This window comes from Mesorhizobium sp. M1169, from assembly GCF_040318345.1.
Taxonomy (GTDB): Bacteria; Pseudomonadota; Alphaproteobacteria; order Rhizobiales; family Rhizobiaceae; genus Mesorhizobium.
Map to the genome: position 1 here is coordinate 1 of NZ_JAMYME010000077.1, position 11,555 is coordinate 11,555.

Annotated in this window: 14 protein-coding genes; 10 read left to right on the forward strand and 4 right to left on the reverse strand. The window is 63.1% G+C overall.

Annotated elements, in window-relative coordinates:
- Positions 1–38: 38 nt before the first annotated feature.
- Positions 39–416 (forward strand): DoxX family protein, encoded by a 378-nt coding sequence (locus NKH41_RS33045; RefSeq protein WP_352767688.1) that lies wholly within the window; start codon positions 39–41, stop codon positions 414–416.
- Between the two features lie 23 nt (positions 417–439).
- On the opposite strand, the gene NKH41_RS33050 is transcribed toward NKH41_RS33045, so the two are convergent.
- Positions 440–1,162, reverse strand: coding sequence for an SDR family oxidoreductase (locus NKH41_RS33050; protein WP_352767690.1), 723 nt, complete (start codon positions 1,160–1,162; stop codon positions 440–442).
- The gene (locus NKH41_RS33055) at positions 1,159–2,010 is read right to left on the reverse strand and encodes an SDR family NAD(P)-dependent oxidoreductase (RefSeq protein ID WP_352767692.1); all 852 of its coding nucleotides are present in this window, start codon (positions 2,008–2,010) and stop codon (positions 1,159–1,161) included. Before NKH41_RS33055 ends, NKH41_RS33050 begins: the two co-directional genes overlap by 4 nt.
- Before the next feature lie 105 nt (positions 2,011–2,115).
- Between NKH41_RS33055 and NKH41_RS33060 the strand changes: the two genes are divergently transcribed.
- Positions 2,116–2,988 (forward strand): helix-turn-helix transcriptional regulator, encoded by an 873-nt coding sequence (locus tag NKH41_RS33060; RefSeq protein WP_352571786.1) that lies wholly within the window; start codon positions 2,116–2,118, stop codon positions 2,986–2,988.
- A 226-nt stretch (positions 2,989–3,214) separates the two neighbouring features.
- On the opposite strand, the gene NKH41_RS33065 is transcribed toward NKH41_RS33060, so the two are convergent.
- Positions 3,215–3,856: a TetR family transcriptional regulator C-terminal domain-containing protein gene (locus NKH41_RS33065; RefSeq protein WP_023675865.1), complete on the reverse strand. Its 642-nt coding sequence runs from the start codon at positions 3,854–3,856 to the stop codon at positions 3,215–3,217.
- Positions 3,857–4,099: 243 nt separating this feature from the next.
- Between NKH41_RS33065 and aptA the strand changes: the two genes are divergently transcribed.
- From aptA to NKH41_RS33095, 6 genes are all read left to right on the forward strand, one after another.
- Entirely contained in the window at positions 4,100–5,428 is a 1,329-nt protein-coding gene (aptA, locus tag NKH41_RS33070; RefSeq protein WP_352471500.1) for an omega-aminotransferase AptA, read from the forward strand.
- A 139-nt stretch (positions 5,429–5,567) separates the two neighbouring features.
- Positions 5,568–5,987 carry an endonuclease domain-containing protein gene (locus tag NKH41_RS33075; RefSeq protein WP_352767694.1) on the forward strand — a complete coding sequence of 140 codons (420 nt, stop codon included), beginning with the start codon at positions 5,568–5,570 and terminating at the stop codon, positions 5,985–5,987.
- A gap of 3 nt (positions 5,988–5,990) precedes the next feature.
- Positions 5,991–7,241 carry a Zn-dependent hydrolase gene (locus tag NKH41_RS33080; RefSeq protein WP_352767696.1) on the forward strand — a complete coding sequence of 417 codons (1,251 nt, stop codon included), beginning with the start codon at positions 5,991–5,993 and terminating at the stop codon, positions 7,239–7,241.
- Positions 7,242–7,572: 331 nt separating this feature from the next.
- Positions 7,573–7,938, forward strand: coding sequence for an endonuclease domain-containing protein (locus tag NKH41_RS33085; protein ID WP_352471504.1), 366 nt, complete (start codon positions 7,573–7,575; stop codon positions 7,936–7,938).
- 86 nt (positions 7,939–8,024) lie between these two features.
- Positions 8,025–9,476 carry a dihydropyrimidinase gene (hydA, locus tag NKH41_RS33090; protein ID WP_352767698.1) on the forward strand — a complete coding sequence of 484 codons (1,452 nt, stop codon included), beginning with the start codon at positions 8,025–8,027 and terminating at the stop codon, positions 9,474–9,476.
- A 29-nt stretch (positions 9,477–9,505) separates the two neighbouring features.
- Positions 9,506–9,847 carry a hypothetical protein gene (locus tag NKH41_RS33095; protein WP_352767700.1) on the forward strand — a complete coding sequence of 114 codons (342 nt, stop codon included), beginning with the start codon at positions 9,506–9,508 and terminating at the stop codon, positions 9,845–9,847.
- A 35-nt stretch (positions 9,848–9,882) separates the two neighbouring features.
- On the opposite strand, the gene NKH41_RS33100 is transcribed toward NKH41_RS33095, so the two are convergent.
- Positions 9,883–10,287, reverse strand: coding sequence for a cupin domain-containing protein (locus NKH41_RS33100; RefSeq protein WP_023675871.1), 405 nt, complete (start codon positions 10,285–10,287; stop codon positions 9,883–9,885).
- Positions 10,288–10,448: 161 nt separating this feature from the next.
- On the opposite strand from NKH41_RS33100, the gene NKH41_RS33105 reads away from it, so the two are divergent.
- Together NKH41_RS33105 and NKH41_RS33110 are read left to right on the forward strand one after the other, a co-directional pair.
- The gene (locus NKH41_RS33105) at positions 10,449–11,240 is read left to right on the forward strand and encodes an ABC transporter ATP-binding protein (protein WP_352503196.1); all 792 of its coding nucleotides are present in this window, start codon (positions 10,449–10,451) and stop codon (positions 11,238–11,240) included.
- A gap of 133 nt (positions 11,241–11,373) precedes the next feature.
- A partial coding sequence (locus NKH41_RS33110; protein WP_352935821.1) for a hypothetical protein occupies positions 11,374–11,555 on the forward strand: 182 nt, incomplete at its 3' end.

Sequence of the window (11,555 nt, forward strand, 5' to 3'; positions counted from 1 at the left end):
GCCTTGGGCCGCGCGCCTCTTTTCCAAGGACCGACAGCATGTTTTCAAACTTTGATAGTGAGATTCTATTCGCCGCCCGCCTGCTGCTTGGCGGCGCCTTTGTCTTTGCCGGCCTGCGCAACATCCAGAATGCAGCCTTGGTGAGCCAATTGATGACGACGCGCGGCGTGCCGCAGGCGCGGCCGGTGCTGTGGCTGGGGATCGTCCTGCAGATCATCGCCGGAGCGCTGGTGATCGCGGGCATCTGGACCGCTGCGGCGGCGGCATGCCTGATCCTGTTCCTGGTTTTTGCTACGCCGATGTTCCACAATTTCTGGGATCATCAGGGGCCCGAGCGCGTGTCCCGCATCAACGGCTTTGTCGGCAACGTCGCGCTGACCGGAGGATTTCTGGCGCTGATCGCGCAGTCGCTTTGACACGCCTCGTGGAGGCAGCCGCCTTAGGCCGCATACCGCAAGCCGCCGTCGCAGGTCAGCACCTGGCCGGTGACGAAGCTGTTCGAAACCAGGAACGCAATCGCCTCAGCGACGTCCTCGGCGCGGCCGATGCGGCCGACCGGCGTCTTGCCGGCATACTCGGCAAACACCGCATGGCGCTGTTCATCGGGCAGGAAATCCCACCACGGCGTGTCGATGACGCCCGGTGCCACGACATTGACGCGTAACGGCTTCAGCTCCATCGCCAGGATCGGCACCACGGTCAGCAGCATGCCGTTGACGGCGGCGATGCCGGCGATACCCGGCGCCGACAATTGCGCCGACACCGCCGAGATGAAAGTCACCGAGCCGCTCTTGTTCAGCGTCGGCAAAGCGGCCTGCAGGCAGGAGAGCTGTGGCCGGACCTTCTCGTCGACGCCGCCGCCGATGTCGGTCAGGTCAAGTGTTTCGAACGGACCGAGCCCCTTGCCGCCGCTGGCGGCCAGCACCAGGTGATCGAAAGGGCCGAGATCGTTGAAGAACCGGCGAACCTCGTCCGGCTTCGCGGCATCGAAGGCAGCTTTTTCGACCGCGCCGCCAAGGCTTTGCCATGCATTGTCGAGCCTTTCCCGGTTGCGCCCGGTGATCGTCACCTTCATGCCCGGGCCAAGCAGCTTTTTCGCGGTGGCGAGGCCGATGCCGGAGGAGCCGCCGACGATCACGGCGTGCTGCGTTTTCTCGGTCATGAATTTTCTTTCTTCGATGTTGCGGAAACGGGTGCGAGCCCGACAAGGCCGAGACTCAATTCGCGCAACTGCTGCCTCGCCTTCACGTCATAGGCTTGCGCATCGGCACGGGATTCTCTCTGGCCGTCGAAATAGAGGCCGCTTCGCCCTTCGAGTGCCGGCGACGTGGCGAGGTTGATGATGGCTTCGGCGCCGGTTTCGACCGAACTCCAGGGTGTGACGCCCGCCTGCCGCACCATCGTGGTGTTCATGTAGCTTGCCGGATGCAGGCTGTTGACCGTGACGCCGGTGCCGTTCAGCTGCTCCGCCAGATCGATGGTGAACATGATCTGCGCCAGCTTGCTCTGGCAGTAGGCACGAACGCCGTCGTAGGAGCGGGTCAGCATGACATCCCTGAAGTCGATCGCCCGTTGCCCGGCCGAGGCGACATTGATGATGCGCGCCGGCGCGCTGGCCTTGAGCAGTGGCAGCAGCTCCGTGGTGAGCAGGAAACCGGCGAGGTAGTTGACGGCAAAGCGCAGCTCGTAGCCGTCGGCGCTGACCTGCCGTTTCGCATTGGGGCCGGCGGTGCCAACGCCGGCATTGTTGATGAGGATATCGAGCCGCTTGGTCCTGGCGCGGACGGCTTCGGCGAGGCGGCGGACCTCGGCCAGGGAGGAGAGATCGGCGACAAGAAGCTCGGCCTTGCCGCCGGCGGCTTCGATCTCGGTCACGATCGCCTTGCCCCTTGTCGCGTCGCGGCCATGCACCAGGATGCGGGCGCCGCCGGCGCCGAGCCGTTGCGCGACAACGCGGCCGACGCCGTCGGTTGAGCCGGTAATCAGGATCGTCTTGTCTTTCAGTTCCATGTTCAGAGCCTCCATGTCATCGCTCTGAGCAGAAAGATGTGGCACCAGACGCATGCCAAACAGTTCAAACTTTATCCTGGTATCGGTACTGCTATAATAGCGCCGATGGATTCCACCACGCATTCTGCCGAAGGCAGCCGTCGCCGCGAGCTTGGCGCCTTTCTGCGCTCGCGACGGGAAAGGCTGACGCCTTCGGCCACGGGCATCTCGACCGGCCTGCGCCGGCGCACACCCGGGCTGCGGCGCGAGGAGGTGGCGATGATCGCCGGCGTCGGCACGACCTGGTACACCTGGCTGGAGCAAGGGCGCGACGTGCGGCCGTCCGTCGAGGTGCTGACGGCGCTCAGTCAGGCGCTGCGCCTGGACACGGCCGAGCAACGGCATCTGTTCATTCTTGCCGGCCGCCCACAGCCGGAGCGTCGTCTCGATGCGCCGGAAAAGGTCGATGGCCCGTTGCTGCACATGCTGCAGAGCCTGGTCCTCCAGCCGGCCTATGTCCTTGGGCGGCGTTGGGACGTGCTGGCCTGGAATTCTGCCGCGGCAGCCGTGTTCGGCGACTATGGCCTGCTGGAGGGCGATGCCCGCAACATCGTCCATATGGTTTTCACCAGCCCGCAGCATCGGCGCCTGCTCGTCGACTGGGAGGAACTGGCGCGTGCCGTGCTGGCGTCATTCCGGGCGGAAAGCGCCAGATATGTCGGCGACCCGGATTTCGAGCGGCTGATCGCGCTGATGACACGTTCAAGCCCGGAGTTTCGCGCATGGTGGCCGCTGCGCGATGTGGCTCGCAACCTATCGGGTGTAAAGCATGTCAGGCATCCGACGGCAGGCGCCATGGCGTTCGAGCATATGAGCCTTTCGATCGACGACGGCTCGGACATGAAGCTGATCGTCTACACGCCGCTCGCCGAGCAGAACTCGATCGCCAAGCTTGAACAGCTGCTGGAGACGCTTCCGGCCGAGCGGCGCAGCGCGTGAACCCAGCTTCGTCATCCTGGGGCGTAGCAGCCGCGAAGCGGCGTCGCGGGGACCTTGGGATCCATGCCGTGACATCTGCCGAAGAATGCAGCGGAGCAGAATACTGCACCGCAGCAACGCTCTGAGGTCACGGCATGGATCCTGGGGTCTGCGCTGCGTCGCTCCGCTCCTTGCTGCGCCCCAGGATGACGAAGCAATGGGGGAGGTTTGCGACAGCCGAGCTGCCTCAGCCCTTCGGCTTCAGCCCGTCGATGAACAGCTGCTCGAGAAACCTTGCGGCATCCTCGAAACGGCCGTCGCCGCCGCGGTCGGGGCCGAGCACGGCGCGGACCTGCACGTCGAAATCGGCATAATGCTGCGTCGTCGCCCAGATCGAGAAGATCAGGTGCCAGGGGTCGGTGCGGGCAATCTTGCCGGCGCGCATCCAGCCCTTGATGACGTTGGCTTTCTCGTCGACCAGCGTCTTCAACTCGCCTTCCAGCATCGGCATGATGCGCGGCGCGCCCTGCAGGATCTCGTTGGCGAACAGGCGGCTCTCGCGCGGGAAGTCGCGCGCCATTTCGAGCTTGCGCCTGATGTAGCTGCGCAATTCGGTCAAGGGATCGCCAATGTCGTCGAGCTCGCGCAGCGGCGCCAGCCAGGTGTCGAGAAGCCGCTGCATCAGCGTCTCGTGGATGTCCTCCTTGCGGCGGAAATAATAGAGCAGGTTCGGCTTCGACATGCCGGCGGCTTCGGCGATCTGGTCGATGGTCGAGCCGCGAAAACCGTTGGTGGAGAAGACTTCTAGCGCCGCCTCCAGGATGAGCTCGCGCTTTTCCAGCTGAATGCGGGTGCGGCGAGGAGGGGAGCTTTCGACCGCCCCCGTCACCCCGCAAAACCTTCGCCGTGAGGAGTGTCTGGACCAATTCTCTGGACCAGTTTTTCCTCGCCCTGTGGAGCGCACTTCGAAAGCCGCATTTCCGCTAGTAATCCCTTGACCGCTGATAAGGCGGTGCTAACGTTTGTCCAACCGGTCAAAAATTTGCGTAGCACGAAAACGTCGCGAAGACCAAGCGTTGGAAAGACCAAGCGTTAGCCGCACCGAAACAGGTTACAAGGGGAAGTCTTGGTCATGTCCAACCGGCTGAAAGTCACGCCGAACGATCTCAGCGCATTCTGGATGCCGTTCACGGCAAACCGGCAGTTCAAGCAGGCGCCGCGCATGATGGTGTCGGCCAAGGACATGCATTACACGACCAGCGACGGGCGCAAGGTTCTCGACGGCACTGCCGGCCTGTGGTGCGTCAATGCCGGCCACTGCCGCCCGAAGATCACCGAGGCGATCCAGAGCCAGGCGGCCGAGCTCGACTATGCGCCGGCGTTCCAGATGGGCCATCCGATCGTGTTCGAGCTGGCGAACCGGCTGGTCGACATCGCGCCGAAGGGCATGGACCATGTGTTCTTCACGAATTCCGGCTCGGAATCGGTCGAGACCGCGCTGAAGATGGCGATCGCCTATCACCGCGCCAAAGGCGAGGGCTCGCGCACCCGTCTGATCGGCCGCGAACGCGGCTATCACGGCGTCAATTTCGGCGGCATCTCCGTCGGCGGCATTGTCACCAACCGCAAGATGTTCGGCACGCTGCTCGGCGGCGTCGATCACATGCCCCACACGCATCTGCCGGAAAAGAACTCTTTCACCAAGGGCGTGCCGGAGCATGGCGCGGAACTGGCGAACGAGCTGGAGCGCATCGTCGCCTTGCACGACGCCTCGACCATCGCCGCCGTCATCGTCGAGCCGGTTGCCGGTTCCACCGGCGTCATCCTGCCGCCGAAGGGCTATTTGCAGAAGCTTCGCGAGATCTGCACCAAGCACGGCATCTTGCTGATCTTCGACGAAGTCATCACCGGTTTCGGCCGTCTCGGTACGCCGTTTGCCGCCGACTATTTCGGCGTCACGCCGGATATCATGACCACGGCGAAGGGCGTCTCCAACGGCGTCATCCCGATGGGCGCGGTGTTCGTGAAGAAGGAAATCCACGACGCCTTCATGACCGGCCCCGAGCACATGATCGAGTTCTTCCACGGCTACACCTATTCGGGCAATCCGATCGCCTGCGCGGCAGCGCTGGGCACGCTTGACACCTACAAGGAAGAAGGGCTGCTGACGCGCGGCGAGGAACTGGCGCCGTACTGGGAGGACGCGCTGCACTCGCTGAAGGGCGAGCCGAACGTCATCGATATCAGAAACATCGGCCTGATCGGCGCGATCGAGCTGGCGCCGATCGCCGGCCAGCCAACGAAGCGGGCCTTCTCGGCTTTCGTCAAGGCGTTCGAGCGCGGTGCATTGATCCGCACCACCGGCGACATCATCGCGCTGTCGCCACCGCTGATCATCACCAAGGGCCAGATCAACGAATTGATCGACCACGTGCGCGAAGTGCTGAGGGCGGTGGATTGAGGAACGCGCTGCAGCTTTCCCTCCCCCTTGAGGGGAGGGTGGCCGCGAAGCGGCCGGGTGGGGTCGGCGCGGCAGCGCGCCAGCCTGACCTTCGGCCGCATAGGTGCCTGTGATGCCCCGGACCCGCGTGAGCTTCGAAATGCGCCAGAAGGCGCGCGCGCTTCGAGTTCATGCGACCAAAGGCGAATCGCTGCTTTGGTATGAACTGCGCGAATTGAAATCGGCCGGGATGAAATTCCGGCGCCAGTGTCCGATCGGGCCTTATATCGTCGACTTTGCTTGCCTTGCGGTAAAGCTGGTCCTTGAAATCGATGGTGATCTGCACGAACAGGAGAAGGGCAAACGGCACGACGCCGTCCGTGATGCCTATCTGCGATCGCTCGGGTTCGATATCTTTCGCGTCGATGAGCCCGATGTCATAAACAGCGCTTGGCATGTCGCACAGGTGGTCAAGGAGAAGGTCGCGCGCATGTCAGCCGACCCCACCCGACCGCTTCGCGGCCACCCTCCCCTCGAGGGGGAGGGGGACGCTGGCGTGCCGCAACCAATGAGGTTTTAGAATATGGCCGCCCCCGGCGAGAATCTGCGGATCAATTCAGACCGTTTGTGGGATTCGATAATGGAGATGGCGAAGATCGGCCCCGGCATTGCCGGCGGCAATAATCGCCAGACTGTTACTGACGAGGACGGCGAAGGGCGGCATCTGTTCAAGCGCTGGTGCGATGAGGCGGGGCTCGAAATGGGCGTCGACGAGATGGGCACGATGTTTGCCCGTCGCGAAGGCACCGACCCCAGCCTGCCGCCGGTCTATGTCGGCAGCCATCTCGACACCCAGCCGACCGGCGGCAAATATGACGGCGTGCTCGGCGTGCTCGGCGGCCTGGAGGTCGTGCGCTCGCTCAACGATCTCGGCATCAAGACAAAGCATCCGATCGTCGTCACCAACTGGACCAACGAGGAAGGCGCGCGGTTTGCGCCGGCGATGATGGCGTCCGGGGTGTTCGCCGGCGTGCTCGACCAGGCCGACGTCTATTCACATGTCGACAAGGACGGCAAGAAATTCGGCGAGGAACTCGAACGGATCGGCTGGAAGGGCACCGAGAAAGTCGGTGAGCGCAAGATCCACGCCTTCTTCGAATTGCATATCGAGCAGGGCCCGATCCTCGAGGACGAGGGCATCGACATCGGTGTCGTCACCCATGGGCAAGGGTTGAAATGGCTGCAGGTGACGCTGACCGGCAAGGAGGCGCACACCGGCTCGACGCCGATGCCGAAGCGGCGCAATGCCGGGCTCGGCATGGCGCGGGTGATCGAACTGGTGCACGAGATCGCCATGGACTACCAACCCGACGCCGTCGGCGCGGTCGGCCATATGGAGGTCTATCCGAACTCGCGCAACATCATTGCCGGGCGTACCGTCTTCACCATCGACATCCGCTCGCCGGAAAAGGAGGTGCTGGACGCCATGGACGGCCGCATCCGGGAAGGCATCGACACGATCTGCGACGCGCTCGACATCAAATATCAAATCGATCAGGCCGGCCATTTCGATCCGGTCACTTTCGACGCGGGCTGCGTCAAGGCTGTGCGGGATGCGGCGGAGCGCCTGGGATATACGCATCGCAATATCGTCTCGGGCGCCGGCCATGACGCTTGCTGGATCAACCGCGTTGCACCCACCGCAATGGTGATGTGCCCCTGTGTCGACGGGCTCAGCCACAACGAGGCCGAGGAAATCACCAAGGAATGGGCAGCGGCCGGCGCCGACGTGCTGTTCCATGCGGTGGTGGACACGGCGGGGATTGTGGGGTGAGATGTTGGCGCCGTACCCCCACCCCTAACCCCTCCCCACAAGGGGGAGGGAGACTTCCGTTGGCACTGACCTCGGCAAATTGCCTGCCTTTCGGCGCCAAAAGGAGAAGTAAGGGCGGGCGGCAGCGTTCCCTCCCCCTTGTGGGGAGGGTTAGGGTGGGGGTCCATCTTCGTAAGAATCCAAATGCGATTGCCCTGCCACAAGGGGGAGGGGGACTAGCAATGCCGACGTCTTTTTCTATGGCGAAAGCTTTGATGGGTTCAGCTGTGACAGCGCGGCACCAAGCCTCCCTCCCCCTTGTGGGGAGGAATTGAGGGTGGGGGTACTCGTCTTGGCACCGACCGCGATCGATCCAGCCGCCATCAAACGTGCAAGAATGTTGCGCCGGAACATGACAGAGGGCGAGCGTAAGCTCTGGTCCGAGCTGAAGGAGTTCCGTCGCCTCTACGGGTTACATGCAAGGAAGCAGGCGCCGATTGGGCCTTACATTGCGGACTTCGTTCTGCACGAGAAGAACCTCGTCATCGAGGTGGATGGAGAGCATCACTTTATGCCGGAGCAAATGGAGAAGGACCGCATACGTGATGCATGGTTTGGCCGACAGGGCTATCGTGTGCTCAGGTTTTCGACTGGAGACTTGGCAAATTCCTTCGATGGTTGCGTCGAGGAGATATTGCGGGAAGTTGGAGTCATGTAGAGGCCGTTCAGGGTTCCTCGACGCTGAACCGACCTGATCAAGCAAGGCGCTCACAAGAAGCGCGAAGAGAATAAGGGAACAACCAAATGTCCAAAGTCATCAAGAATGGCACCATCGTCACCGCCGACCGGACGTGGAAGGCCGATGTGCTGTTCAAGCACGGCAAGATCATCGGCATCGGGCCGGATCTGCATGGCGACCATGAGTTCGACGCCAGCGGCTGCTATGTGATGCCGGGCGGCATCGACCCGCATACCCATCTCGAAATGCCGTTCATGGGCACCTATTCGGCCGACGACTTTGAATCCGGTACCCGCGCGGCCCTTGCCGGCGGCACGACGATGGTCGTCGATTTCTGCCTGCCGGCGCCGCAGCAATCGCTGCTCGAGGCCCTGCAGATGTGGGACAACAAGACCTCGAAGGCGTCCTGCGACTATTCCTTCCACATGGCGATCACCTGGTGGGGCAAGCAGGTGTTCGACGAGATGGCCACCGTCGTCGACAGGGGCATTACCTCGTTCAAGCATTTCATGGCCTACAAGGGCGCGCTGATGGTCGATGACGACGAGCTCTATTCGTCGTTCCAGCGCTGTGCCGATCTTGGCGCGCTGCCGCTGGTCCATGCCGAGAATGGCGACGTGGTGGCGGCGCTGTCGCAGAAGCTGCTGGCGGCGGGCAACAGCGGCCCGGAGGGACACGCCTATTCGCGCCCGCCTGAAGTCGAAGGCGAGGCGACCAACCGCGCCATCATGATCGCCGACATGGCCGGTGTGCCGCTCTATGTCGTGCATGTCTCCTGCGAGCAGGCGCACGAAGCCATCCGCCGGGCGCGCCAGAAAGGCATGCGGGTATTCGGCGAGCCGCTGATCCAGCACCTGACGCTGGACGAGAGCGAATATTTCAACAAGGACTGGGACCATGCGGCGCGCCGGGTGATGAGCCCGCCCTTCCGCAACAAACTGCACCAGGATTCGCTGTGGGCCGGCCTGCAGGCCGGGTCGCTGCAAGTGGTGGCGACCGACCATTGTGCCTTCACCACCAAACAGAAGCGCAACGGCGTCGGCGACTTCACCAAGATCCCGAACGGCACGGGCGGGCTCGAGGATCGTTTGCCGGTGCTGTGGACGACCGGCGTCAAGACCGGCCGGCTGACGATGAACGAGTTCGTCGCGGTGACCTCGACCAACATCGCCAAGATCCTCAACATGTACCCGAAGAAGGGCGCCATCGTCGAAGGCGCGGACGCCGACATCCTCGTATGGGACCCGAAGCGCAAGAAGAAGATCACGGCCAAGAAGCAGCAGTCGGTGATCGACTACAATGTCTTCGAAGGTTTTGAGGTAACCGGCCTGCCGCGCTTCGTCTTCTCGCGCGGCGAACTGTCGATCGAGGAAAACGAGGTCAAGGCGAAGCCCGGCCATGGCGAATTCGTCGCTCGCGAGCCGAACGCGGCGGTCAACCGGGCGCTGTCGACGTGGAAGGAAATTTCCGCGCCGCGCAAGGTGGAACGGACGGGCATCCCGGCGACGGGCGTTTGAGCTTGGCGAGCCACGGAGCGATTATCTCAATGGCCGCGGTGATCCTTGCCGCCGGGCCGGCGGCGGCTGACGTCCTTGCCGGCTCCTTTGGCAATGAGGTCGGTTGCGCTGGTGTACGGCTCGGTTATCAGGACAGCGACGATTATGTCGTGCTGACCGCCGACAGCGTCGAAACCTATGGCACCGGCTGCCAGTTCGCACAGCGACTGACGACGGCGCCTGGCACCCTGTTGTTGAGCTCCACCTGTTTCGCCGAGGGCGAGGAGGGCACGACCACGGATGTCGTCAAGGTCATCAACAGAGGAGGGGACGGTTTCTTCGTGACCATTCCCGGCCTTGAGGAGATCGGGCCGCTGAAATCATGTTCGTGACGGTGCCGATGACGACCGCTGCCTCGATGCCGGCGTCAAGCGACCAACCCGTCCAGTTCCGGCAGCAGGACGACGCTTTCCTGTTCGTTGGGATCGGTTCGGGCAATGACCGCCGAGGCGGGGCCGTCGCTCAGATTGGCCGGCAGATGCGGCACGCCGGGGGGAATATAGAAAAGATCGCCGGCCTTGACCACGATATGCTGTTCGAGCCGGTCGCCATACCAGGTATGGACTTCGCCGGAGAGCACATAGATCGCGGTTTCATGGTTTTCGTGCATATGCGCCTTGGCGCGGGCACCCGGCGGCATGGTCAGCAGATGCATGCAGATGCCGGACGAGCCGACTGTTTCGGCGGCGATACCGGCGAAATAACTCAGGCCCTGCTTGCCTTCATAAGAGCTTTCAGGGCGGATAAGATGGCAAGTCGGTTTGGGCGACATCGGGGCAACTCCGGGCGTCTATCTGATGGGACAAGGGCGCGTAGAACTGGGGCGAGTAAAACTGCGGCGAGTAGGACTGGGCGAGTGGAAAGCAACATCGGGGTAAAATCAATGGGATTCCGGCCGGCGCCGCAGTGGCCGGAAGCGACAGGCTACGGCCGATGACGGGAGTATCGCCAGCCGTTGTTTCGGCAAGCAAGCTTGGCCTGACCTTCCAGACCAATGATGGTCCGGTACAGGCGCTGTCGAATGTCGACCTGACGATCGGCAAGGGGGAATTCGTGTCTTTCATCGGGCCCTCCGGCTGCGGCAAGACGACCTTGCTGCGCGTCATCGCCGATCTGGAGAAGCCGACATCGGGAGCCATCTCCGTCAACGGCATGACGCCCGAGCAGGCGCGCCAGAGCCGCGCCTATGGCTATGTCTTCCAGGCGGCCGCACTTTATCCGTGGCGCACGATCGAGCGCAATGTGGCACTGCCGCTGGAGATCATGGGCCTGTCCAGAGCGGAGCAGGCGGCGCGCATCAAGCGAACCCTCGACCTTGTCAATCTCAGCGGCTTCGAGAAGAAATACCCCTGGCAGCTTTCGGGCGGCATGCAGCAGCGCGCCTCGATCGCGCGGGCGCTCGCCTTCGACGCCGACCTTTTGTTGATGGACGAGCCGTTCGGCGCGCTGGACGAGATCGTGCGCGATCACCTCAACGAACAGCTGCTGGAGCTTTGGGAGCGCACCAACAAGACTATCTGCTTCGTCACCCATTCGATCCCCGAGGCGGTCTATCTGTCGACGCGCATCATCGTCATGTCGCCGCGCCCGGGGCGTGTCAGCGACGTCATAGAATCGACGCTGCCGAAAAAGCGACCGCTCGATATCCGCGAGACGCCGGAGTTCCTGGCCATCGCGGCACGCGTGCGCGACGGCCTGAGGGCGGGGCACAGCTATGATGATTGAGGGCGCGCGCGACGGGCTTGCGCGTTCGACGCAGGAGGTGCCTCCGCCCCGCGAGGGAGCGGTCAACAATGCCTTCGTCATCCTAGGGCGGAGCCGCCGCGAAGCGGCGTGCGCAGACCCTAGGATCCATGCCGTGACATTAGCCGAAAGGCGCAAGCGGTTCAGAATATTCGCCGGGCAGAGCGGTGTGGAGGGAGCCATTTTCAGCACCGTTGCGGAGCGGGGAGGTTACGGCATGATGGGGTGGACGGCGCCCGACGGCATCGGATGTGCCAGAATGAGTTCGTTGAGATCTCAAACAAGGGAGCCGTCCGT